20 protein-coding genes are annotated in these 24,572 nt (G+C 71.2%); 5 read left to right on the plus strand and 15 right to left on the minus strand.

Going from position 1 to position 24,572, the window contains the following annotated elements:
* Positions 1-67 precede the first annotated feature (67 nt).
* Both ABWO84_RS09055 and ABWO84_RS09060 read right to left on the minus strand, forming a co-directional pair.
* Entirely contained in the window at positions 68-3,748 is a 3,681-nt protein-coding gene (locus ABWO84_RS09055) for a proline dehydrogenase family protein (RefSeq protein WP_353114198.1), read from the minus strand.
* 71 nt (positions 3,749-3,819) lie between these two features.
* Positions 3,820-4,380 (minus strand): acyl-CoA thioesterase, encoded by a 561-nt coding sequence (locus tag ABWO84_RS09060; protein WP_353114199.1) that lies wholly within the window; start codon positions 4,378-4,380, stop codon positions 3,820-3,822.
* Positions 4,381-4,499: 119 nt separating this feature from the next.
* Here ABWO84_RS09060 and ABWO84_RS09065 point away from each other — a divergent pair, with 119 nt between their 5' ends.
* Complete coding sequence (locus ABWO84_RS09065) at positions 4,500-5,006, plus strand: GNAT family N-acetyltransferase (RefSeq protein ID WP_353114200.1); 507 nt, start codon at positions 4,500-4,502, stop codon at positions 5,004-5,006.
* A 71-nt stretch (positions 5,007-5,077) separates the two neighbouring features.
* Here the strand turns inward: ABWO84_RS09065 and pntB are convergent, their stop codons facing one another.
* From pntB to ABWO84_RS09090, 5 genes are all read right to left on the minus strand, one after another.
* The gene (pntB, locus tag ABWO84_RS09070; protein ID WP_353114201.1) at positions 5,078-6,478 is read right to left on the minus strand and encodes a Re/Si-specific NAD(P)(+) transhydrogenase subunit beta; all 1,401 of its coding nucleotides are present in this window, start codon (positions 6,476-6,478) and stop codon (positions 5,078-5,080) included.
* Positions 6,475-8,016 (minus strand): Re/Si-specific NAD(P)(+) transhydrogenase subunit alpha, encoded by a 1,542-nt coding sequence (locus ABWO84_RS09075; RefSeq protein ID WP_353114202.1) that lies wholly within the window; start codon positions 8,014-8,016, stop codon positions 6,475-6,477. Before ABWO84_RS09075 ends, pntB begins: the two co-directional genes overlap by 4 nt.
* A gap of 164 nt (positions 8,017-8,180) precedes the next feature.
* Positions 8,181-9,704 (minus strand): cytochrome b/b6 domain-containing protein, encoded by a 1,524-nt coding sequence (locus ABWO84_RS09080; RefSeq protein ID WP_353114203.1) that lies wholly within the window; start codon positions 9,702-9,704, stop codon positions 8,181-8,183.
* A 2-nt stretch (positions 9,705-9,706) separates the two neighbouring features.
* The gene (locus ABWO84_RS09085; RefSeq protein WP_353114204.1) at positions 9,707-10,675 is read right to left on the minus strand and encodes an electron transfer flavoprotein subunit alpha/FixB family protein; all 969 of its coding nucleotides are present in this window, start codon (positions 10,673-10,675) and stop codon (positions 9,707-9,709) included.
* A 2-nt stretch (positions 10,676-10,677) separates the two neighbouring features.
* Positions 10,678-11,451: an electron transfer flavoprotein subunit beta/FixA family protein gene (locus ABWO84_RS09090; RefSeq protein WP_353114205.1), complete on the minus strand. Its 774-nt coding sequence runs from the start codon at positions 11,449-11,451 to the stop codon at positions 10,678-10,680.
* 108 nt (positions 11,452-11,559) lie between these two features.
* On the opposite strand from ABWO84_RS09090, the gene ABWO84_RS09095 reads away from it, so the two are divergent.
* Positions 11,560-12,093 (plus strand): MarR family winged helix-turn-helix transcriptional regulator, encoded by a 534-nt coding sequence (locus tag ABWO84_RS09095; protein ID WP_353114206.1) that lies wholly within the window; start codon positions 11,560-11,562, stop codon positions 12,091-12,093.
* Positions 12,094-12,205: 112 nt separating this feature from the next.
* A complete protein-coding gene (locus ABWO84_RS09100; protein ID WP_353114207.1) occupies positions 12,206-12,646 on the plus strand; it encodes a DUF1905 domain-containing protein in 441 nt (146 codons plus the stop codon).
* A 78-nt stretch (positions 12,647-12,724) separates the two neighbouring features.
* On the opposite strand, the gene ABWO84_RS09105 is transcribed toward ABWO84_RS09100, so the two are convergent.
* From ABWO84_RS09105 to ABWO84_RS09130, 6 genes are all read right to left on the minus strand, one after another.
* Positions 12,725-13,174 carry a putative immunity protein gene (locus ABWO84_RS09105; protein WP_353114208.1) on the minus strand — a complete coding sequence of 150 codons (450 nt, stop codon included), beginning with the start codon at positions 13,172-13,174 and terminating at the stop codon, positions 12,725-12,727.
* A complete protein-coding gene (locus ABWO84_RS09110) occupies positions 13,171-13,947 on the minus strand; it encodes an enoyl-CoA hydratase-related protein (protein ID WP_353114209.1) in 777 nt (258 codons plus the stop codon). The genes ABWO84_RS09105 and ABWO84_RS09110 overlap by 4 nt, the downstream gene beginning before the upstream one ends.
* Positions 13,948-14,135: 188 nt before the next feature.
* Entirely contained in the window at positions 14,136-15,023 is an 888-nt protein-coding gene (gene mmsB / locus ABWO84_RS09115; protein WP_353114210.1) for a 3-hydroxyisobutyrate dehydrogenase, read from the minus strand.
* On the minus strand, positions 15,023-16,165 hold the full coding sequence (locus ABWO84_RS09120; protein WP_502915407.1) for an acyl-CoA dehydrogenase family protein: 1,143 nt from the start codon (positions 16,163-16,165) through the stop codon (positions 15,023-15,025). Before ABWO84_RS09120 ends, mmsB begins: the two co-directional genes overlap by 1 nt.
* A gap of 41 nt (positions 16,166-16,206) precedes the next feature.
* Positions 16,207-17,706 carry a CoA-acylating methylmalonate-semialdehyde dehydrogenase gene (locus ABWO84_RS09125; protein WP_353114212.1) on the minus strand — a complete coding sequence of 500 codons (1,500 nt, stop codon included), beginning with the start codon at positions 17,704-17,706 and terminating at the stop codon, positions 16,207-16,209.
* 268 nt (positions 17,707-17,974) lie between these two features.
* Positions 17,975-19,153: a thiolase family protein gene (locus tag ABWO84_RS09130; protein WP_353114213.1), complete on the minus strand. Its 1,179-nt coding sequence runs from the start codon at positions 19,151-19,153 to the stop codon at positions 17,975-17,977.
* Positions 19,154-19,275: 122 nt separating this feature from the next.
* Between ABWO84_RS09130 and ABWO84_RS09135 the strand changes: the two genes are divergently transcribed.
* Complete coding sequence (locus ABWO84_RS09135; RefSeq protein WP_353114214.1) at positions 19,276-19,863, plus strand: antibiotic biosynthesis monooxygenase; 588 nt, start codon at positions 19,276-19,278, stop codon at positions 19,861-19,863.
* Between the two features lie 56 nt (positions 19,864-19,919).
* On the plus strand, positions 19,920-22,400 hold the full coding sequence (locus ABWO84_RS09140; protein ID WP_353114215.1) for a CDP-glycerol glycerophosphotransferase family protein: 2,481 nt from the start codon (positions 19,920-19,922) through the stop codon (positions 22,398-22,400).
* A gap of 9 nt (positions 22,401-22,409) precedes the next feature.
* Here ABWO84_RS09140 and ABWO84_RS09145 read toward each other — a convergent pair whose 3' ends face one another.
* Positions 22,410-23,543 carry a bifunctional 2-methylcitrate synthase/citrate synthase gene (locus ABWO84_RS09145; RefSeq protein WP_353114216.1) on the minus strand — a complete coding sequence of 378 codons (1,134 nt, stop codon included), beginning with the start codon at positions 23,541-23,543 and terminating at the stop codon, positions 22,410-22,412.
* 105 nt (positions 23,544-23,648) lie between these two features.
* Positions 23,649-24,509: a helix-turn-helix domain-containing protein gene (locus tag ABWO84_RS09150; RefSeq protein ID WP_353114217.1), complete on the minus strand. Its 861-nt coding sequence runs from the start codon at positions 24,507-24,509 to the stop codon at positions 23,649-23,651.
* Positions 24,510-24,572 lie beyond the last annotated feature (63 nt).

Consider the following 24,572-nt stretch of genomic DNA (forward strand, 5'->3'; position numbering starts at 1 on the left):
TTTTGACACCTCGCACCCCCGCGACGCCAGGAACGCGCTCAGCCGCGGGCGATCCGGCGAGACCGGGTCAGATCACGCCCTCGAAGACCGGGTCCGGGTTGCCGAAGCGGTGCGCCGTGATCGAGATCGCCTGCTCGTGCACGAACGGCAGCAGCTCGACGCGTCCCGCCGAGGTGACCTCGCCGTCGTACACCGCGAGGTCCGGGTCCCCGCCGACGGCGGAGGCGAGCGCGGCGTGCAGGGCGGCGACGGCGTCGCGCGGACCGACGAGACGCACCCGGGGCGGCGCAGGCGCGTCGCCGGTGTCGTCGTCGCGGGAGGTGAATCGTTCGATCCACTCCGCATCGTTCTCCACCGCGACGGGGATCTCCAGATCGCCGAGCACCCGGCGCACCCCGCCCGGCAGCCCCTCGGCGACCGAGACGAACACGTCCGCGTTCGAGCGGATCGCGGCGAGCACCACGCGCAGCAGGTCGTGCAGCGCGGCGCCGTCCGTCGCTCGCACGCTCAGCGGCACCGGACGGTACCGGAAGAGATTGCGCTCCACGCCGAGCTGCGACACGTCGCGCACCTGGCCGAACTCGCGGTCCCAGGCCACCGCGTCGGAGAGCGCCGACTGCCGCAGCCACTCGAACGACTCGAAGTCGAGAGCCGGCTGCGCCGCCTCGATCAGGGCCGAGATCCTGCTGTCCAGGCCTCGAAGGTGCAACGTGCTCGAGGTCTTCCCCCGTGGACGCGACCGCCAGGACCCGAGACCGATCAGATAGTTCGGACCGCCGGCCTTCGCCCCCGGGCCCACCGCGGAGCGCTTCCACCCGCCGAACGGCTGGCGCTGCACGATGGCCCCGGTGATCCCGCGGTTCACGTAGAGGTTGCCCGCCTGCACCCGGTCGAGCCACAGGGCGAGGTCGTCCGGGTCCTGCGTGTGCAACCCGGCCGTGAGCCCGTAGGCCACCGCGTTCTGCAGCGCGATCGCCGCGGCCAGGGTCGGCGCGTGCATCACGCCGAGCACGGGGCCGAAGAACTCCTCGAGGTGGGTCCGGGATCCGGGCTGCACGCCGACGCGGATACCCGGACTCCACAGCCGGCCCGAGTCGTCGAGCGGCACGGGCTCGACCAGCCAGCGCTCGTCGCCCTCCAGGGTGCCCAGAGCCCAGGCGAGCTTCCCCTGCGGCGGCTCGATCACCGGCCCGATCTCCGCCCGGGGGTCGGCGGGCCAGGCGACGTGCAGCGACCGCGTCGCATCCACCAGCTGACGCGCGAACCTCTTGGAGTGCCCGACCGGGCCGACGAGGATCGCGAGCGATGCCGCGGAGCACTTCTGCCCGGCGTGTCCGAAGGCGCTCTTGACCACGTCCGCGACCGCGAGGTCCATGTCCGCGGTCGGGGTGACGATGATCGCGTTCTTGCCGCTCGTCTCGGCGAGCAGGGGCAGGTCGGGGCGCCACGACCGGAACAGCGCCGCCGTGTCCCAGGAGCCGGTGAGGATCACGCGGTCGACGTCGGGATGCGTGACGAGGCGCCGGCCCAGCTCACCCTCCTCGATGTCGGCGAGGGTGAGCACATCACGCGGAACGCCGGCCTCCCAGAGCGCCTCGGCGATCACCGCGGCGCAGCGCCGGGCCTGCGGCGCGGGCTTGAACACCACGCCGGATCCGGCGGCGAGCGCCGCCAGCACCCCTCCGGACGGGATCGCGAGCGGGAAGTTCCACGGCGGAGTCACCACGGTCACCGCCGCGGGCTCGAACACCGCGCCGGCCACGGCGTCCAGCTCCCGGGCGTTCGCGGCGTAGTAGCGGGCGAAGTCCACCGCCTCGCTGACCTCGACGTCCGCCTCCGCGAACACCTTCCCCGTCTCGATCGCGGCGACCTCGATGAGGTCCGCGCGGTGCGCCTCGAGCGCGGCGGCGGCCCGCAGCAGGATGTCCGCACGATCGGAGGCCGGCCGCGCGCCCCAGCGGGCGCCGCCCTCCTTCGTCTTCCGCACGGCGTCGTCCAGGACCTCGGGGTCGGTGATCCGCGCAGCGCGCAGGGTGCCCATCCCGCGCGTCGACACCCCGGCCGCCGCGATGCGCGCGAACACGCCGCGCGCCCACTCGCGGTTCGCGGGGAGCGAGGGGTCGCTGTCCGGGGCGTTCGCGAAACCGGGCGCTCCACCCGTCGGCGCCGCCGCGCCGCCCGCGGGCCGGTGCCCGTTCTCCTGCCGCGCGTACACCGCGGTCTCGGTGATGCCGTCGTCCGGTCCGGGGGCGTCCCCGTCGCCGCCGTCGGAGCCGCGGGCGATGCCGAGCACGACGTGGGTGAGGTCGGCCTCCGCGGCCGGCGCCGCGTGCGTGGCACGCACCGACTCGTGCGGCGGCGACAACCGGTTCTGCCGGCGGCGGGGTCCGGTCCGCAGCGAGTGGTCGGCCGATCGGGTCACGGAGTCCACGAAGCGCAGGCGCTCCCTCTCGAACAGCCGCTCCTCCGTGCCGAGTTCGAGCGCCGCGGAGAGGAAGTTCTCCGTCGAGGCGTTCTCCTCGAGACGCCGCACCAGATAGCTGATCGCCACATCGAACTCGGCGGGCGACACGACCGGAACGTAGAGCAGCACGCCTCCGACCTCGCGCGAGACGGCCTTGACCTGGCCCTGCGCCATGCCGAGCAGCATCTCGAACTCGATGTCCGCGCGCACCCCTCGTTCCCCGGCCAGCAGCCAGGCATAGGCGATGTCGAACAGATTGTGGCCGGCGATGCCGATGCGCACCGCCGACGTGCTCCGCGCGTGCAGCGCCTCGTCGAGGCAGCGCAGGTAGTTCGCGTCGGTGTCGAGCTTGGAGTCGTAGGGCGCCGGCGTCCATCCGTGGATCGCCGCGTCGACGTGCTCCATCGCCAGGTTCGCTCCCTTCACGAGCCGCACCTTGATGCGCGCGCCGCCGTGCTCCACCCTGTTCCGCGCCCACGCGGTGAGCTCCCGCAGCGCCGGGAGGGCGTCGGGCAGATAGGCCTGCAGCACGATGCCCGCCTCGAGCCCCTTCAGACGGGGGTCCTCGAGGATGCGCGTGAACACGGCGATCGTGAGGTCGAGATCGCGATACTCCTCCATGTCGAGGTTGATGAAGGTGCCGTCGTCCGCCGCGGTGACGTACAGCGGGAGCAGCCGCTCGACCGTGTCGTCCACCACCTCGTCGAAGGCCCACATCGAGATGCGGCTCGTCACGGCGGACACCTTGACCGAGACGTAGTCGACGTCGGACCGGCGGATCAGGTCGTGGATGCCGTCGAGACGCCGCTTCGCCTCACCCTCGCCGAGCACCGCCTCCCCCAGCAGGTTGAGGTTGAGCCGCGACCCCGACTCCCGCAGCTTCTCGATCGCCGGGCCGAGCTTCTCCGGGCGGGCGTCGACGATGAGGTGGCCGACCATCTCGCGCAGCACGCGCCGGGCGATCGGCACGGTGGGCACCGGGAGCACCGGGGCGATCGCACCGCCCGCGCGCACCGCGCCGCGCAGGTACCAGGGCAGGAAGTCCGGGGCGAGGGGCGCCACCCGGCGGAGCGTCGAGGCCGCCGCGCCGAGGCTCTCCGGCCGCATCACCCCGTCGACGAAGCCCAGCGTGAAGGGGAGGCCGTTGCGGTCCTGCAGCACGCCGGCCAGCCGGGCGGCGGCGGGATCGACCTCTTCCGCGGCCTCCTCGGCGACCCAGCGGCGGGCGAGCTCGACGGCCGCGTCGGCGATGCGCGTCCTCTCGGGGGAAGACAGCTCAGACATGCGTCCAGCCTAGGCGCGCAGGGGCGCACCTGCCGGGAGGTCTGCACGAATGGCGAGCGAGCCCGGGCGCGTCAGTCCCAGAGGCTCGGCGCCGGCGCCTTCGTCGGGGGCAGGGCGGATGCCCCGGCCCAGTCGTGGATCCAGTCGTCCACACCCGGGAGGCTGTCCGGGCGCCCGAGAGCCCCGAACAGCTCGTCGTGCGGCACGGTGCCGCCGCTCCGGCGCAGCATCCGAGCGCGCACGATGACACGGGCGTACACCTCGCCATCGACCACGGCGCGGTGCTCCATGAACAGCGCCTTGTCATCGTGCCCGGTGAAGCGCGACTCGATGTCGAACCGCTGCCACAGCTCGAGCGACTTGCGGAAGGTGACGGTCTCGCTCGAGACCACGGCGTACCAGCCGCGGTCCTTCATGGCGTCGAACAGCCCGGTGCGGATCAGCAGGTCCCAGCGCCCGAGGTCGAACAGCGACAGATAGCGCCCGTTGTTCATGTGCCGCAGGATGTCGAGGTCGGTGGGGAGCGTGGTGAGTCTCACGCGGCCGACGGCCGTGGGCTCGAGGTTCTCGCCGCGACGCACGCGACGACGGGCCTGCCAGATCACGAGGAGAGTGCGCCAGATCACGTTCACGAGGAATGACAGTAGCTATCGGCAACCTTCGCGCCAATTCGATTGTCGGGTGCGCACAGGTGTCGACACCGTGACCTGCTCGATTTCACCTCCGCGGTCACCCCGCGTAGAGTCGCGGCATGAGCGCCGAAGCCCACCCCGAGATCATCGTCCGTCCGGTTCGCGATGCGGATGCGGAAGCACTCGGCCGTGTGCACGCACAGTGCTGGCACGAGACCTACGACCACCTCATCAGCAAGGCGGCCCTCGAGAAGATCTCTCCGAAGCGCCTCGCCGAGCTCTGGGTCAACTGGGCCCGTCAGGGCGACGACTTCCGGATGAGCGCCGCGCTCGTCGACGGGGAGATCGTCGGCTTCGTGGGCTCCGGCCCCGCCCGCGACAAGGACGCCCCCGCGGTGCGCGAGCTGTACTTCATCTACCTGCTCGACCAGTGGCACGGCACCGGCCTCGGCCAGCGCATGTTCGACGCCGCGGTCGACGGCGGCGAGCCCCTGTACCTGTGGGTCGCGGAGGACAACCCCCGCGCGCACCGCTTCTACGTGCGCAACGGCTTCGCGCTCGACGGCGAGAGCCACACCGAGCCCTTCCTGGGCGAGACCCTCACCGAGGTGCGCTTCGTCCGCTGACGCCGACGACAGACGGATGCCCGGGAGCAGCTGCTCCCGGGCATCCGTCGTCTCGGCGGTGTGCGCGAGCCTCAGAGGGCGCGGATGATGTCCTCCACCCGCTCCTTCGCGTCGCCGAACAGCATCTGCGCGTTGTCGCGGAAGAACAGCGGGTTCTGTACGCCCGCGTAGCCGGCCGCCATCGAGCGCTTGAACACGATGACGTTCTCGGCCTCCCACACCCGCAGCACCGGCATCCCGGCGATCGGGCTGCCCGGATCCTCCGCCGCCGCGGGGTTGACCGTGTCGTTCGCCCCGATCACGAGCACCACCGACGTCGACGCGAGGTCGTCGTTGATCTCCTCCATGCTGAGCACGATGTCGTAGGGCACCTTCGCCTCCGCGAGCAGCACGTTCATGTGCCCGGGCAGTCGGCCGGCGACCGGATGGATGCCGAAGCGCACGTCCACCCCGCGGTCGCGCAGCTTCGCGACGAGGTCGGCCACCGGATACTGCGCCTGCGCGACCGCCATGCCGTAGCCCGGGGTGATGACCACGCTCCGCGCGTCGGCGAGCATCGACGCCGCACCCTCCGCGGTGATCTCGCGGTGCTCGCCCTGCTCCTCGTCGGAGGACGACGAGGCGACGATCCCGAATCCGCCGGCGATCACCGAGAGGAACGACCGGTTCATCGCCTTGCACATGATGTACGACAGATAGGCGCCCGAGGATCCCACGAGAGCGCCGGTGACGATCAGCAGGTCGTTGTTCAGCAGGAAGCCGGCTGCGGCGGCCGCCCATCCGGAGTAGCTGTTGAGCATCGACACGACCACCGGCATGTCCCCGCCGCCGATCGACGCGACGAGATGCCAGCCCAGCGCGAACGCGAGCAGGGTCACCGCGATGAGCAGCCAGAGCTGCTGGTCGATCACGAACCACACCGTGAGGGCGAGGAAGGCGACGAGAGCGAGCACGTTGAGCACGTTCTTGCCCGGCAGCACGAGCGGCCGCGAGGAGATCTTCGCGGACAGCTTCAGGTACGCGACGATCGACCCGGTGAACGTGACCCCGCCGATGAAGACGCCGATGAAGACCTCGGCGTTGTGGATGCCGACGAGCTGCGGGGGAACGGCGAGGTGCGCGAGGTGGCCGTTCCAGCCGACCAGCACGGCCGCGAGGCCCACGAAGCTGTGCAGCAGGGCGATGAGCTCGGGCATCCCCGTCATCTGCACCACCCGGGCCCGCCAGAGTCCGATCGCACCGCCGACGATCACGGCGGCGGCGAGCAGGGAGAGCCCGAGGACCGACCCTGCGCCGCCCCAGGCGCCCGCGATCGTCAGCGCGAGCGTGGCGGCGAGGGCGATCGCCATGCCGGCGATCCCGAAGACCACGCCCGCACGGGCGGTCTCGTGCTTGCTGAGGCCGGCCAGGCTCAGGATGAACAGCAGCGCCGCGACGATGTAGGCGGCTCCGGCGATGGCGTCGACCGTCACTTCTGGCCGCCCTTCGTGAACATGGCGAGCATTCGGCGGGTGACGGCGAATCCGCCGAAGATGTTGATGCTGGCGACGAGCACCGCGACGGCGGCGAGCACCTGCACGACGGGGTTGGCGTCGGTGATCTGCAGCATCGCGCCCACGACGATCACCCCGCTGATCGCGTTGGTCACCGACATCAGCGGCGTGTGCAGTGCATGGTGCACCTTGCCGATCACGTAGAAGCCGATCACGACGGACAGCATGAGCACCGTGAAGTGCTGCGGCAGCGGCGCGGGAGCGAAGACGTTCACCGCGAACAGCGCGGCGATGCCCACCACGATCAGCAGCGCCTTGCGCCCGGCGGACATCCGGGCCGGCGGCGGGGTCGCGGGGGCCGCGGCGGCGGGCGTGACCGGCCTCGGCGCGGCGGCGACCTGCACGGGCGGCGGCGGCCAGGTGACCTCGCCGTCGCGGACGACCGTGACCGAGCGCTGCACGACGTCATCGAAGTCGATCGACGTCCGGCCGTCCTTGGCCGGGGTGAGCAGGGCGACGAGGTTCGCGACGTTCGTGCCGTACAGCTGCGAGGCCTGGGCGGCCAGGCGCGATGCGAGGTCGGTGTATCCGAGGATGACGACGCCGTTGGCGGTGACGATCCGCTCCCCCGCGACCGAGCCCTCGACGTTGCCGCCCTGGGCCGCCGCCATGTCGACGATGACGCTCCCCGGCTTCATCAGCGCGACGTCGGAGGCCGTGATGAGGCGGGGCGCCGCGCGCCCGGGGATGAGCGCCGTGGTGATGATGATGTCGACGTCGGCGGCCTGCTCCGTGTAGATCTCCGCGGCCCGGCGGTCGTAGTCCGCACTGGTGGCCTTGGCGTAGCCGTCGGTCGACGACGCCACCTCGACGTCGACGGGCAGGTAGGAGCCGCCGATCGAGGAGACCTGATCGGCGACCTCGGGCCGCGGGTCGGTCGCGCGCACGATCGCGCCGAGGCTCGACGCGGCGCCGATGGCGGCGAGGCCGGCGACGCCCGCACCGGCGACGAGCACCTTCGCGGGCGGGACCTTGCCCGCTGCGGTGACCTGCCCGGTGAAGAAGCGACCGAACTCGTGCGCCGCCTCGACCACCGCGCGGTAGCCGGCGATGTTCGCCATCGAGCTGAGCACGTCCATCGACTGGGCGCGCGAGATCCGGGGCACCGCGTCGAGCGCCAGGGCGGTGATCCCGCGCTGCGCGAGCTGTTCGACGAGGTCGGGGCGGAGCGCCGGAGACAGCAGCGCGATGAGCGTCGCACCGTCCGCGAGCGCTGCGATCTCCTCGTCGGTCGGCGCGTCGATCTTGAGCACGAGCGCGCTCGCCCAGGCATCATCCCTCGGCACGATCCCGGCGCCGGCCGCGCGGTAGTCCTCGTCGGGATAGGACGAGCGGGTTCCCGCCCCCTCCTCCACGACGACCTCGTAGCCGAGCCCTCGCAGGGTCTTCACTGTGGCGGGTGTTGCGGCGACCCGCGCCTCGTCCGGGCCCTCCCGGACGACTCCGATCTGCGTCATTGCGATCCCTCCGACGACGCCGTCAGCATGATGGCGCCGCACTCGGGTGGCGGCGCCATCGCTCACACTACTGACGGGCTCGGCAGGATCGATCTCGCGATCCCCGATTGTGACGAGAAAGAATCCCTGTTCTTTCCGCGTTCATAACCCCGCACGGGGACGGATCAGCGGCCGGAGACCTGTCCGAACAGCTTCGCGATCGGCGCGAGCACCAGCGGGCGGGCGGCGATCCATCCGGCGATGATCACCACGACCGAGGCCACGAAGACCCAGAAGCCCGTCCATCCCGCCGCATCCTGCGAGGCGTACATGTGGTTCAGGTTGCGGAGGAAGCCGGTGAGCACGACCAGCGCCACGTGCACGATGATGAACGCCACGAAGTAGAGCATCACGGGGAAGTGCAGCGCACGGGCCCACTCGACGGGGTAGGCCTTCGACAGCTTCTCGGCCTTCTTGGGCCACAGGCCCGACATCCGGAATCCGGTGACCGCGGCCAGCGGCGCGGCGAGGAACACGGTGGTGAAGTAGGCGAGCTGCTGCAGGCTGTTGTAGTTGTTCCAGCCGTTCTCCGACGGCCAGTCGAGCGAGACGTACTGCAGCAGCGACGAGAGGGCGTTGGGGAAGACCTCCCAGCTGGTGGGCACGATGCGGGCCCAGTGACCGGTCGCGAACAGCAGCACGACGAAGACCGCGCCATTGACCAGCCAGAGGATGTCGAGCGCCTGGTGGAACCACAGTGTGAGGCTGATCTTGCCCTTGGAGTTGCCGCGGGGCGTCCAGAACACGGTCGGCCGCTTCTCGGTGCGCACGCGCAGCCCCGAGCGGATGATGAGGATCATCAGGAACATGTTGAAGAAGTGCTGCCACCCGATCCAGGGCGCGATGCCGGGCTCCGCGGGCGTGTGGTACTCCCCCGGGTAGGCCTGCAGGAAGTCCCTCATGAACGGCAGACTGAGGAACGCGCGCACCAGGAAGACTCCGGCGACGGCGAGGAGCCCGAGACCCGCGGCACCGAAGAGTCCCGCGATCGCCTGCGTCCACGTCGGACGGAAGCGCGACGGCTCGGGGGCGGCCGCCGCCGCATGACGCGGTGCCACGCCCTTCCAGACGGTGCGGGTGAACGGCAGCGGCGTGGAGACGTCGGCCTTCGGAGATGCGGGGACGATCCGATCGCCCGGCGCCGCCGTGGCCGGCACGTGCTCCGCGGCGACCTGCTCGACGACCGCTGCGGCTCCCTCGGGGGGCCATCCCTCGCCGCCCTTCGTGCGCGGCAGTCCGCGGCGCAGCGAGATCTGCGCGCCCGAGGCGGCGGCGGGGGCCGCAACGGATGGCGAAGGGATGTCGGTCGCGGCCCCGGCGGACGGGGCAGCGGATGCGGCCGGAGCGGCCTCCGCTGCGGAGGACCGAGCGGAGACCGCCGGTGCGGATGCCGTCGCGGCGGGCCAGGCCTCGCCGCCCTTGGTGCGCGGCAGGCCGCGGCGCAGCGCGACGCCCGCCGCGGGGGCCGCAGCGACGGGGGCCGCGGCGGAAGGAACAGGAGCCGCGGCAGGGGCAGGGACGGACTCCGCGGGCTCGGGGACCTCCTCCGTCACGACGTCGTTCTCGACGGCGACGGCGACCCCGCCCGACGGCCACGGCTCGCCGCCGCGCGTACGCGGCAGGCCCCGGCGCAGCATCCGCTCGGCCATGACTACTTCTTCCGCGCTTCGAGCGCCTCGATCAGCTGCGGCACGACCGTGAAGAGGTCGCCGACGATGCCGAAGTCGGCCACGTCGAAGATCGGGGCCTCGCCGTCCTTGTTGATCGCGACGATCGTCTTCGCGGTCTGCATGCCTGCGCGGTGCTGGATCGCGCCGGAGATGCCGAGGGCGATGTACAGCTGCGGAGACACCGAGACGCCGGTCTGCCCGACCTGGTGGGCGTAGGGGATGTAGCCGGCGTCGACCGCGGCGCGCGAGGCGCCGATCGCCGCGCCGAGCACGTCGGCGAGCTGCTCGACGAGCGCGAACTGCTCCTTCGAGCCGAGTCCTCGACCGCCGGAGACCACCCGGGCCGCCCCGCGCAGCTCCGGTCGCGACGAGGTCTGCTCGACCGCGTCCACCGGGCCCGCCGTCGCGGCGGCCGCGCCGGACGGAGCGACGGTCAGCGTCTCGGCCGCGAGCGGAGCGGCCTCGGCACGAGTGTCGACCGCGCCCTGGCGCACCGTCACCACCGGGGCGCCGAAGGTCGGAGCCGAATCGGTGAGGAAGGAGCCGCCGAACACGGAGTGGTGGGCCACGATGCCCTCGTCGTCACGGGAGACGCCGACCGCGTCGGCCGAGACCGCGAGCCTCTCGCGCGCCGCGAAGCGCGCGGCGGCGTCGCGCCCGGAGATCGAGTGGGAGACGAGCACGGCGTCCGGCCGCACCTGGGCGTAGGCCGCCTGCAGCGCGTCGACGACCGGCACGGTCAGCGCCGCGGCGTCGCCCTCAGCGGTCAGCACGGCCTGCGCGCCCACGGCCGCGGCCGCCTCCGCCGCTTCCGGGGACCCGCCGACGATCAGCGCGACGGGAGCGCCGATCGTGGAGGCGGCGCCGATGAGCGCCGCCGTGCTGTTCGCGACGGCACCCGAGGGGTCGACGTCGACGAGCACGAGGATCGGGTTCGCGGGGTAGCCCATGGTCACACCAGCCTGTTCTGCACGAGGAACTCCACCAGCTGCGCGGCGGCGTCGCCCTCGTCGACGATCTTCACGCCCGCGGCGCGCGGAGGCTTCTCCGACACCGTGGTCATGATCGTGCGGGGCGCAGCGGCCGGGTCTGCCGAGACACCGAGGTCGGCGAGGGAGAGCACCTCGAGGGGCTTCTTCTTCGCGGCCATGATGCCCTTGAAGTTGGGGAACCGGGCGTCGGGGAGCGCCTCGGTGATCGAGATGACGGCGGGGAGCGGCGCGGTGACCTGCTGCGTGCCGGCATCGGCGGCGCGGGTGCCGGTGATGCCGGTCTCCGCGATCTCGACGGCGCTGAGCGCGGTGGCCTGCGCGAATCCGAGGTGCTCGGCGAGCATCGCGGGGATCATCCCGCCCGACCCGTCCGTGGAGAGGTTCCCGGTGATCACCAGATCGGGCTCGCCGCGGCGGATCGCGGCGGCGAGCGTCTCGGCGGTGAGCCCGAGGTCGGCGCCCAGCAGCTGCTCGTCGACCACGTGCACCGCGGAGGCGGCGCCGATCGCGAGCGCCCTCCGCACCGAGGCCGTGGCCGACTCCGGCGACATCGAGAGGGCGACCACCTCGGTCCCCGGGTTCTTGTCGGCGTAGGAGAGGGCGACCTCGAGGGCGCGCTCGGTGATCTCGTCGAGCACGACCTCCCCGCCGCGCTCCGCCAGGCCTGTCTCCAGATCGAGCTTGCGGTCACCGTAGGTGTCGGGGACTTCCTTCACCAGGACGTAGATCTTCATCGAGCCTCCTCACGCCGTCACGAGTCTATCCGGCGCGCAGAGCCGCCACCGACGCGGTCGGATTTCAGTTACGAATCGTTAACAAGAGCGGGTGGCTACCCTGGAACCATGGCGAACCGCCCCCTTCCGATCGATCCGCTCGCCGAGGCGAGGCGGCAGTGGATCGCGCACGGATGGACCGACGCCGCGGACGGCATGGCCGTGGTGACCTCGGTCATGCGCGCGCAGCAGCTGCTGCTGGCCCGCGTGGACGCCGCCCTCAAGCCGTTCCGGCTGACCTTCGCCCGCTACGAGGTGCTGCGCCTCCTCGCCTTCAGCCGTGCGGGTTCCCTGCCGCTCTCGAGCGTGGTCGCGCGGCTCCAGGTGCATCCGACCAGCCTGTCGAGCACCGCCGACCGCCTGGTGCGGGACGGGCTCGTGCTGCGCGAACCGCATCCCCACGACGGCCGTGCCGCACTGCTGACGCTCACCCCGGCCGGGCGCGAGCTCGCCGACACCGCGACGCGCGCGCTGAACGAGCAGGTGTTCGCCCGGCCGGGGATCTCGTCCCACGACGCCTCCGACCTGGTGTCGATCGTCGCCCGGCTGCGCAAGAACGCCGGCGACTTCGCGGATCCCCGCCCCACGCCCGATCCGCTCTGATGGCGGCAGGTCCGGCGGGAGGCCCGGTGGATGTGCGAAAAGGCATCCCGGGAGCCCTCCGGGGATGCGAATTCGATCTCCGCAGCGGCCGGCACCGGCCTAGGCTGTCGCCATGGCATTGACGCTCCGCACCGCGCTCCAGCCCTTCGGCCCCGCCGGCGCGATCGTGCTCACCGACGAGCAGGTCGCCTCCCTCACCGCGGCGAAGGCGTTCCCCGTCGTCGTGACGATCAACGGACGCCGCGCCCGCCTGCGGCTCTCCCGCATGGGAGGGAAGAACATGATCGGCTTCAGCAAGGCCACGCGGGCCGAGCTGCAGGTGGAGCTGGGCGACGAGTTCGAGGCCGAGATCGCGCTCGACGGCGCCGAGCGCACCGTCGAGGTCCCGGCCGCGCTGGCCGAGGCGCTCGAGGCGGATGCCGCGGCGAAGGCCGCCTACGAGGCGCTGTCCTTCACGCGCCGCAAGGAGATCGCGCGCTCGATCGCGGACGCGAAACAGGATGCCACCCGCGAGCGGCGCCTGCAGAAGGCGCTCGCCGACCTCCGCGCCTGACCCCGCAGGAGGCGCTGCCGCCCCCTCTCCCCCACGGGCAGGGGAACACCGACGCGTGGGACCGCCAGGCTCCGATACTCAGTCGCCGTCGTACACGTAGTGGTCGAAACGCGGAGGGACCTGCGTCCGCTGCCAGGCCAGCTCCTCGTCCCGGCGCACCCGATCGCCGGGGAAGGCCTTCGCGGTGTAGCGCGGCACCTGGCGCGCATGCCCCGCCATGTGCGCCACCGCCGCGGCCTGACCGCACACCCGCGCGGCGGCCACCGCGGCGGGATCCATCGCCTCGCGCGCCGCGGCGTGGCAGGCGAACGCGCGCTCGCGCACCTCGCCGATCCCGAGCTCCCCGCGGAGGAAGGCCCGGGCGGCCTCCAGCGCCTCCCGCGGACGCTCGTCGTCCGGGCGCTCCGTGCGGAACAACGGCAGCATCCTCTCGGCGCACGCGATCGTCCACTCGACCAGCTCGCGCCGGTCGTCGAGCGGCAGGGTCAGGTCGGCGTCGTCGGGAAGCGCCTCGGTGCCGGTGCTCATCGGTGCACGAAGTTGGGCGCGCGCTTCTCGCGGAAGGCGGCCATGCCCTCCTTCTGGTCCACGGTGTCGAACAGCGCGGCGAAGGCCTGCTTCTCGTAGGCGAGCCCGTCGGCGAGCGAGGTCTCCATCGCCGCGTCCAGCGCCGCCTTCGCGGCGTAGACCGAGGGCAGCGACTTCGACGCGATCGTCTCGGCGAGCGCCGTCGCCTCGTCGAGCAGGGCGGCTGCGGGGACCACGCGCGAGGCGAGGCCGATGCGCTCGGCCTCCTCCGCGCCGATCACGCGGCCGGTGAGCACAAGCTCGGCGGCCTTGTAGTAGCCGACCGCGCGGATGAGGCGCTGCGAGCCGCCCATTCCGGGGATGACCCCGAGGTTGATCTCGGGCTGGCCGAACTTGGCGGTGTCCGCGGCGAGGATGATGTCGCACATCATGGCCAGCTCGCATCCGCCGCCCAGGGCGTAGCCGGAGACGGCGGCGATGACGGGGGTGCGCACGGCCGCGAAGCGCGTCCACGCGCCGAAGTGGTCGGTCGCGACCATCTCCGCGGCCGACATCCCTTCCATCTCCTTGATGTCGGCGCCGGCGGCGAAGGCCTTCTCGGAGCCGGTGACCACGATCGCCCCGACGCCCTCGTCCTCGTCGAACGCGACGGCGGCGGCGGTGACCTCCTCGGCGACCCGGCCGTTCAGGGCGTTCAGGGCCTGGGGCCTGTCGAGGGTGATCCAGCCCACCCGTCCTCGCTGCTCGACGATGATCGTCTCGTACTCGGTCATGGCATCTCCCTCCGCCGCGTCATCGCGGCACTCCATTATCCCAGGACCGCGACCCCGGCCGCCCCGATCCATTCGTCGCAGAGTCCCGTTTTCCGCCCCGGATTCCGGTACTTCGCGACGAATAGACGGTTCGGACGCGGTCGGAACGCACCACGGACATACCCCGGACGCAGCGGGGCCGGAACGGATCAGACGTCGCCGGCGCGGATGTCCGTGATGATGCCGGAGAAGTCGCGCCCCGCGCCATCGCCCGCGGCGAACGCCGCATAGATCTGCTGCGCGAGCATGCCCATCCGGGCATCCGTCGAGGTCTGCTCGATCGCCTTCAGCGCGAGCCCGAGGTCCTTCGCCATCAGCGCGCCGGCGAAACCGGGCTGGTAGTCGCGGTTCGCGGGGCTGGTCGGCACCGGGCCCGGCACCGGGCAGTTCGTGCTCAGCGCCCAGCACTGCCCCGAGGCGTTGGACGCCACGTCATAGAGCGCCTGATGCTCGAGACCGAGCCGCTCACCGAGCACGAACGCCTCGGCGACGGCGATCTGCGACACCGCGAGGATCATGTTGTTGCACACCTTCGCGGCCTGGCCCAGCCCCGGACCGCCGCAGTGCACGATGCGCTTGCCCATCACCTCGAGCAGCGGCAGCGCTGCGGCGAAGTCCTCCTCCGAACCGCCGACCATGAAGGCGAGGGTGGCGTTCTCCGCGCCGACGACACCGCCCGACACCGGGGCGTCGATGCTGCGGTGCCCCGCCGCGATCGCGAGCTCGTGCGCCTCGCGCGCCTCGTCGACCGCGATCGTCGAGGAGTCGATGAACAGCGATGCCGCCGGCGCCGCCGCGAGCAGGCCGTCGCGATAGGCATCGATCACGTGCCTCCCGCTCGGGAACATCGTCAGCACCACGTCGGCGCCCGCCACCGCGTCCACCGCCGACGCGGCGAGGGGGATGCCCGCGTCCGCGGCGGCGGCGACCGCCGCCGGCATCGGATCGAATCCGGTCACCTCATGGCCCGCGGCGACGAGGTTCTTCGCCATGGGCAGGCCCATGTGGCCCAGTCCGAGGAATGCGATCTTCGTCATCATGCCTCCTTGAGCACTTCGCGCCCGACGATCAGGCGCATGATCTCGTTCGTGCCCTCGAGGATCTGGTGCACGCGCAGATCGCGCACCACCTTCTCGATCCCGTAATCCTGAAGGTACCCGTATCCGCCGTGCAGCTGAAGGGCGCGGTTGGCGACCTCGAAGCCGGCGTCGGTGGCGAACCTCTTGGCCATCGCGCAGCGCATCGCCATGTCGGGCGCCTTCTCGTCGACGGCCTCCGCGCCGTCGCGCACCATGAGGCGGGCGGCGTGCAGTTCGGTGCGCATGTCGGCGAGAGCGAACTGGATCGTGGGGTTGTCCGCCAGCGGCTCGCCGAACGTGAACCGCTCGTGCACGTACCGCACCGCCCGCTCCATGGCCCACTGCGCACCGCCGATCGAGCAGGCGGCGATGTTCAGGCGCCCGCCGTTGAGGGCCGACATCGCGATCGAGAAGCCGCGCCCCTCCCCCTGCAGGATGTTCGCGGCGGGGACGCGCACCTCGTCGAAGATCACCTGACGGGTGGGCTGGGCGTGCCAGCCCATCTTCTTCTCATCGGCGCCGAAGGAGATCCCGTCGAGGGAGGCGGGCACGACGAAGGCGCTGATGCCGCGCGATCCGGGCTCCCCGGTGCGCGCCATCACCACGTAGACGCCCGCCTCGCCGGCGCCGGAGATGAACTGCTTCACCCCCGTGAGCACGTAGTCTTCGCCGTCCCGGATCGCGCTGGTCGCGATCGCCGCCGCGTCGGACCCCGCGCCCGGCTCGGTGAGGCAGTAGCCGCCGAAGATCTCCATCCCGGTCAGCCGCGGCAGCCACTCCGCGCGCTGCGCCTCGGTGCCGTAGGTGTCGATCATCCAGGCGACCATGTTGTGGATCGAGATGTAGGCGGCGACCGTCGGGTCGCCCTTGGCCAGCTCCTCGAAGATCGCGACGGTGTCGACCCGGGCGAACTCCGATCCGCCGAACTCCTCGCGCACGTAGATGCCCCCGAGCCCCAGCTCGCCGGCCTTCCGCAGGCTCTCCCGGGGGAAAAGGTGCTTCTCGTCGCGCTCGGCGGCGAACGGCGCGAGCTCGGTCTCGGCGAACTCTCGGACGGCGCCGAGGATCGCCTCGCGCTCTTCGGCGGTGGTGGTCACCATGGTCATCGGTCTCTCCTTGTGGGATCTGCGTCGTCCGACGGTCAGTGCATCGTGGGCATCACGAAGCTCGCGCCCTCGCGGATGCCGGAGGGCCAGCGGCTCGTGACCGTCTTGGTCTTGGTGTAGAAGCGGAACCCGTCGGTGCCGTGCTGGTTGAGGTCGCCGAAGCCGGAGGCCTTCCAGCCGCCGAAGGTGAAGTAGGCGATCGGCACCGGGATCGGGATGTTGACGCCCACCATGCCGACGTTCACGCGCGCGGCGAAGTCGCGTGCGGCGTCGCCGTCGCGCGTGAAGATGCCCACGCCGTTGCCGTAGGGGTTGTCGGACGCCAGCGCCAGCGCCTCCTCGTAGTCGGCGGCGCGCACGACCGAGAGCACCGGCCCGAAGATCTCCTCGCGGTAGATGGACATGTCGGTGGTGACGTGGTCGAAGAGGGTCGGGCCGAGGTAGAAGCCCTTCTCGTGGCCGGAGACGACCAGCCCGCGGCCGTCGGCGACGAGGGTCGCCCCTGCGTCGACGCCCTGCTGGATGAAGTCCTCGACGCGGGCCTTCGCCGCGGCGGTGACGAGCGGTCCGTAGTCGACCCCGGCGTCCAGCCCCGGCCCCACGGTGAGATCCTTCACCCGCTCGGTGAGCTTGGCGACCAGCGCATCGGCCGTCTCCTCGCCCACCGGCACCGCGACGGAGATCGCCATGCAGCGCTCCCCCGCCGATCCGTAGCCCGCGCCGATCAGCGCGTCGGCGGCCTGGTCGAGGTCCGCGTCGGGCATGACGATGAGATGGTTCTTCGCGCCGCCGAAGCACTGCGCGCGCTTCCCGTGCGCCGCGGCGGTGCGGTAGATGTACTCCGCGATCGGCGTGGAGCCGACGAAGCCGACCGCCTGGATGCGGGGGTCGGTGAGGATGGTGTCGACGGCCTCCTTGTCGCCGTGGACGACGTTGAAGACGCCCGCGGGGAGACCCGCCTCGATGAACAGCTCGGCGAGGCGCACCGGCACGGAGGGGTCGCGCTCGCTCGGCTTGAGCACGAAGGCGTTGCCGCTGGCGATCGCCGGGCCGCACTTCCAGAGCGGGATCATGGCGGGGAAGTTGAACGGCGTGATGCCGGCCACGACGCCGAGCGGCTGGCGCATCGAGTAGACGTCGATGCCGGTGCCCGCGGAGGTGGAATATTCGCCCTTGAGCAGGTGCGGCGCGGCGATGCAGAACTCGATGACCTCGAGCCCGCGGATGATGTCGCCCTTGGCGTCCTCGAAGGTCTTGCCGTGCTCGCGGGAGAGCAGGCGCGCGAGGTCGTCCATGTCGCGGTTCACGAGGTCGACGAAGCGCATCAGCACGCGCGCCCTCTTCTGCGGGTTCGTCGCCGCCCAGGCCGGCTGAGCCGCTTCGGCGTTCGCGATGACCTCGCGCACCTCGTCAGCGGTGGCGAGCGGCACGCGGGCCTGCACGGCTCCGGTGCTCGGGTCGAACACGTCAGCGAAACGCCCTTCGGTCGGCTCCTGAAGCGATCCGCCTACGAAATGGGGGATGATACGGGTCATTGTGCAACGCTCCTCTGCGACCTCTTTGGCACAAAGAAGAGGATACTCCGGATCCCGACAAAGTACTAGGGGTTCCTAGTAAATGTGATGTTCGACCCTCGTTCACCTCCGCGTCACCATCGCCACGTACAACAGGAGGACGCGAACGAAGGCTCGACCGGAAATGGTGCTCTCCTTCGCGTCGCGGTGAGCTGGGCTCCCGCCGCGGTCATGAACCGCGAAGACCCCCGCCGAATCGGGTCGGCGGGGGTCTCTTCCCATCTGGTCGCTAGAGGCGCTCGAGGACGAGGGCGTTGGCCATCCCGCCGCCCTCGCACATCGTCTGCAGCCCGAGGCTCCCGCCCGTCGCCTCGAGGTGGTCGAGCAGCGTGCCGAGCAGCCGGGTGCCGGACGAGCCGAGCGCATGGCCGAGCGCGATGGCTCCGCCACGGGGGTTGAGACGGGCAGGGTCGGCGTCCAGCTCGGCCGCCCACGCGAGCGGCACCGAGGCGAACGCCTCGTTGACCTCATAGGCGTCGAGGTCGGAGAGGGAGAGACCGGCGCGCGCGAGCACGCGCCTGGTGGCCGGGATCGGCCCGGTGAGCATCATGAGCGGATCGTCGCCGACCACGTCGAAGGCGCGGAAACGCGCGCGCGGACGGAGGCCGAGCTCCGCGGCGCGGGTCGCGCTCATGAGGAGGGCTGCGGAGGCCCCGTCGGTGAGCGGGGAGGAGTTGCCCGGGGTGATCCGCCAGTCGAGGCCGGGGAAGCGTGCGGCGAGCGCGTCGGTGCGGAACGACGCGGGCAGCCCGGCCAGTCTCTCGGCGGTCGTGCCCTCGCGCACCGTCTCATCGGTCAGCGCCTCCGGCGCCTCGGCCACCGGGATCACCGAACGCGAGAAGAACCCCTCCCGCCAGGACGCCGCGGCACGGGCGTGCGACTCGGACGCGAAGGCGTCGAGCTCCTCGCGCCCGAGTCCCCACTTCCCGGCGATGAGCTCCGCGCTCACCCCCTGGTTGACCAGCCCCTCGGGGTAGCGGGCGCGCAGACGCGGCGACATCGGCGTGCCGCCCGCGGCCGACGAGCCCAGCGGCACCCGGCTCATCGACTCGACCCCGCCGACGATGACGGCGTCGTAGGCACCGGCGGCGATGCCCTGCGCGGCGAAATGCACCGCCTGCTGGCTCGACCCGCACTGCCGGTCGATCGTGGTCGCGGGCACCGTCTCCGCGAAACCGGCAGCGAGCACGGCCTGGCGGGCGATGTTCGACGACTGGTCGCCGACCTGGCTGACGCAGCCGAGCAGCACGTCGTCGATCTGCTCCGATTCCAGGCCGCTGCGCTCCAGGATCGCGGTGAGCACCCCCGCGGCGAGGTCCACGGGATGCACCTCCGACAGGGCTCCCCCGGGCTTGCCCCGCCCGACGGGGGTACGGACGACATCGATCACGACGGCTTCGGCGCTCATGCTCCCATTGTGCCTCCGCCCGGGCGGACTCGGGTCGCGTCCGCCTCGCCTACACTCGTATGCGGCCGACCGCCGACCCGCCCCGCTCAGACCCGAGCACCGCACTCCCCCGAGGACCCACCATGTCCGAGCCCATCACCGTGTCCATCCGTCGCGACGTCGACCCCGAGCGCATCCCCGAGGCCACCGCCTGGGTGCAGACCGGGGTGAACATGGCGCAGCGCTACCCCGGCTTCCTGGGGTCGGGATGGGTGCGGGACGGTGAGGAGTCGCACATCTGGCACATGCTCTACCGGTTCGCGAGCGAGGACGCCCTCGTCGCCTGGGAGACCTCCGCCGAGCGGGAGTGGTGGCTGTCGATGGGGGAGAAGTTCGTGCGCAGCGAGCGCACGAGGCGCCGCACCGGCATCGAGGGATGGTTCGACGAGCCCACCACCGGGACGATCGCGATCCCCACGCCGGACGGGACCGGGACCACGACCGTCGCCGTCGTGCTCACGCCGCCGCGCTGGAAGCAGGCGATCTCGATCTGGCTCGGCTTCTTCCCCGTGAACCTGGCGTTCAACTATGCGGTCAGCCCGGTGCCCGGCTGGGACGGCCTGCCGATCTGGCTGCGCAGCATCCTCTCGACGATCGTGCTCACGCCGATAATGACCTACTGGGTGCTGCCCTGGGTCACCCGGATGCTGCGCCCCTGGCTGAACCGCTGACGCGCGCCCGCGCCCCTGCGGGGACCACCCACAGACGGGTCGAATATTCTAGGTCGGTGGCACTCTCCTCTTACAAGCGGCGTCTCCGCACGTTCGCCCGCCGGGTCAAACGCGCGACCGAGGCGGAGCGCATCGCCTTCTGGCGCTCCCGGCCGGTCCGCGCGGACCAGGTGCTCTACGAGTCGTTCGCCGGGAACGGCGTGCTCTGCAACCCCGAGGCGATCTTCCGCACCCTGCTGGACGACCCCCGCTATGCCCACCTGGAGCACGTGTGGGTGATCGCCGACGACGCGGCCGCCGCGCGCTTCGACGAGGAGTTCGGCCGCCACCCCCGCGTCTCCGCGGTGCGCCGCGGATCCTCCGCCTACCGGCAGGCGCTCGCGGTCAGCGGCTACCTGGTGAACAACGCCACCTTCCCCTCCTGGTTCGGCAAGCGCGAGGGCCAGGTCTACCTCAACACGTGGCACGGCACCCCGCTGAAGCTCATGGGCTTCGACATGCCCAACGGCGCGCCCCAGTCGGCGAACACGCTGCGGAACTTCCTGATGTCCGACTACGTCCTGGCCGCGAACCCGTTCATGGCCGAGACGATGTACGAGGGCGCGTACCGGCTGGACAACGTCTTCACCGGGCTCATCGTCGAGGAGGGGTATCCCCGGATCGACCGGCAGCGCCTCGACGGACGCACCGAGGCCGAGACCCGCGCCGAGCTCGAACGATCCGGCGTCGCGCTCGACGGCAAGCCGATCGTGCTGTTCGCGCCCACCTGGCGCGGCTCGTCCTTCGACAACCCCGAGGACAACATCGACGAGCTCGCCGAGCAGCTGGCGCAGCTGCAGGCGGGCGTCGGCGACGGCTACGCGGTCGTGCTGAAGACGCACCAGGTGGTGCACGCCCGCGCCGCCGGACGGCCCACGCTGGCCCGTGCGCTCGCGCCGAACACGATCCCCACCAACGTCCTGCTCGGCGCCTCGGCCGGTCTCGTCACGGACTACTCCTCGATCTTCTTCGACTATCTGGCGACCGGGCGACCGATCGCCTTCTTCACGCCCGACGCCGACCTGTACGCCGAGGGCCGGGGCACCTACATGCCGCTCGACAGCCTTCCCGGGCCGGTGGCGGACGACGCGGCGGAGACCGGCCGGGCCCTCGCGGCGCTGCTCGCCGAAGGCGCGGCCCCGCATCCGCAGTACGCCTCCTGGGCCGAGCGCTTCACCCCCTACGAAGACGGCGGAGCATCCGCGCGCATCGTCGACATCGTCTTCGGCGGTGCCCGCGACGGCTACCGGGTGCGTCCGGCGGCGAAGGACGGACGCAAGCGCCTGCTGATCTATCTGGGCGGGATGAAGCCGAACGGCATCACCACCTCGGCGGTCAACCTCCTGAACGCGATCGACCACACGCGGTACGACGTCACCGCGCTGCTGCCCAAGCGCCGGCTGTCGACCGATCCGGCGACGCAGGCACTCATCCCCGCGCAGGTGCGCCAGGTGTTCCGCATCGGCGGGATGAACGGCTCGAAGGCGGTCCACCTCATGCGGCGCTTCGACGACTGGCGCAGCGCGCCTCGCCGCCCGGGCGAGCAGCGCTGGCACGAGAGCCTCTGGAACGACGAGTGGGCGCGCATCTTCGGCGGCTCCGAGTACGACTGGGTCGCGGACTTCAGCGGCTATGGCCCGATCTGGACGTCGCTGCTGCTGCACTCCCCCGCGGCGACCCGCGCGATCTGGATGCACAACGAGATGGCCTCAGACCGCGAGCGCCTCATCAACGGCAAGCCGCGGATGAAGCGCGACCTCGGCGCGGTGTTCTCGCTGTACCCCGAGTACGACCAGCTCGTCTCGGTCTCGCACCAGCTCACCGAGCTGAACCGCGAGGAGCTCTCGGACTACGCCCCCGCGGAGCGCTTCCGCACGGTGCGCAACTTCCCGAACGTCGAGAACGTCACGCGCGGGATGCGCCGGCCGCTCGGTGAGTTCTACGACGACGATGCGCTGCATCCGGAGTGGTTCACGGCCCTGCAGGAGGATGAGGGCGATCTGCGCTGGTTCATCAGCGTCGGCCGCCTCTCCCCGGAGAAGAACCACGCGCGCCTCATCCGCGCATTCCTCGCGGTGCACGCCGAGCATCCGGAGACCCGTCTGCTGATCGTGGGCGGCGGCCCCTTGCACGGAGAGCTGCAGCGACAGATCGTCGAGGCGGGCGCCGAGCACGTGGCCTTCCTCACCGGTCGCCAGCGCAACCCTTACGCGCTCATGGCCGCTGCGGACTGCTTCGTGCTGTCGAGTCTCTACGAGGGACAGCCGATGGTGCTCATCGAGGCCGCCGTGTGCGGGCTGCCCGTCGTCTCGACGTCGTTCGGCTCGGTCGTCGGCGCGCTCCCCGAGGGGGCGATCCGGGTGGTCGATCAGGACGACGACGCCCTCGCGGCGGGCCTGACGGCCTTCCTCGACGGTGACGTGCCGCCGGCCCACCTCGACGTCGACGCCTATCGCGCCGAGGTGATGGCCGAGTTCGAGGCGCTGCTCGAGGGCTGATCCCGCGACTCAGACGGCGACGTGTCGCTCCGGCACGCCGTCGTAGGCCGACAGCGGTCGGATGAGGGAGTTCGCGCCGAGCTGCTCCATCACGTGCGCGGTCCAGCCGGTCACACGCGAGGCGATGAACAACGGCGTGAAAGTGACGGTATCGAAACCGATCAGGTTATAGGCCGGGCCCGACGGGTAGTCGAGGTTCGGGTAGATCCCCTTACGCGCGACGAACCCATCCTCCAGGGCGGAGTACAGCTCCGCGACCTCGGGGCGGTCGTAGTGGGCGACGAGGGTGTCGAGGGCCGCCTTCATCGTGGGCACCCGCGAGTCCCCCCGCTTATACACGCGATGCCCGAAACCCATGATCTTCCGCTTGTTCGCCAGAGCGTCATCCAGCCACCCCTCCACACGGTCGGCCGACCCGATCTCGTCGAAGATATGCAGCACGGCCTCGTTAGCACCACCATGCAACGGACCCTTCAACGCACCGATCGCCCCCACCACCGCCGAATAGAGATCACTCAGCGTCGAAGTGATCACCCGCGCCGTGAACGTCGACGCATTGAACGAATGCTCCGCATACAGGATCATCGACCGATTGAACGCATCCACCACCACCGGATCCGCCAACTCCCCGAACGTCATCCACAAGAAATTCGCCGCATAACCGAGATCATCCCGCGGAGCCACCAACTCCTGCCCCCGCCGCCGCCGCTGCCCATACGCCACGATCGCAGGAAGAACGGCGAACAACCGGATACTGCGCGCGAGGTTCTCCTCCGGCGACCCCGCCGCATCGAGCACCGAACCCGAACCGGACAGATCGGAGGCACCGATCACACTCACCGCCGTGCGCACCTCATCCATCGGATGCGCGTCCAGGGGCAACAGATCGATCACCGCGCGCACCTCCGAAGCCAGGACCCGATGCGCACGCTCCATCGCACGCAACCCCGCAAGCTGCGCCGCGTCAGGCAACTCACCATGCCAGAGCAGATACGCCACCGCCTCGAACGACTGCGTCGCCGCGAGCTCCTGCACCGGATACCCCCGATACAACAGACTGTTCGTCTCCGGACTCACCTTCGAGATCGCCGTGCTATCGACGACCACCCCCGCAAGACCCTTCCTGATGCCAGAATCGGTCATATCGTGCTCCTTCGCATCGAGGTCCGGCGCAGGTGGCGCGCAGGGCTCCCACGCAGGATGCTCGCACATCGCGCGCCCGACGCGAAATCCGCCCGCCGCGCTCGGTCAGCCGCCCGCCCGACCCTCGTCATCCGCCGTCTGGCGGCGGACGAGGGCGCGGCGCAGCTGCTTCGCCGAGGAGAACCCCGAGACCCCGACGACCTCAGCCGAGAGCGCCGGCGCCGCGAGCGTCTCGAGGTCGAAGCGCGCCAGCACGGAGTCGACACGGCGCCGCTCGATCTCCTGACGCGGACTCGTCCCGAACTCGGCGAACACCTCGTAGAGGTGGGAACGGGACGTGCTCAGCTGCCGCCCCAGCACCCCCACCGAGAATCCCGGATCGGCGAAGCTCTCCTCGATGAGGAACTGCGCGCGCTCGAACAGCCGCTGCCGGGTGCTGCCCAGTCGCAGGGAGTCGGCGATCACCGCGACGACGACCTGCGACAGGGCGCGGTACACGAACGTCTGGGCGCGAGCATCCGACCCCGGGGGCGCGTCGATCAACGACGAGGTCATGCCGCCCATCAGCTGGTGCATGCCCTTCTCCACGTCGAAGGGCGTCGGACGGCGCATCCGCGCGCGTACGAGGCCGGAGGGCGGCGACGTCAGCTGCCACTCCCAGTGCGCCCACCCCGCATCGGCGTCGATCGCGAGGGCCCGGTCGCCGCTGACGACGAGCATCGTCTTCGGGCGGAGGGCGAAGGCCTCGTCGCCGAGGTCGCACTCCGCGTGCCCGGCCACGCCGATGAGCACGCGGCACGTCGATGCGCCGATGTCCGCGCTCCGCGCACGGAGCCCGCCGGCGCGCACCCGCGCGACCAGCCACCCCGCCCCTGCGGCGACGTCGACCGCGGAGCGGGGGACGGCTGTCGCCGCCGTCCATCCCGCTCTCCCGATTCCCTCGCCCTCGGCTTCCGCCGTGCTCATGCGACCCCCTGCCCCGCGAACCTCCCCTCGGCTCCCGGAAGCCCAGTATCCCCAGCCGCCACG

The sequence above is a fragment of the Microbacterium sp. genome (assembly GCF_040394595.1).
Lineage (GTDB): Bacteria > Actinomycetota > Actinomycetes > Actinomycetales > Microbacteriaceae > Microbacterium.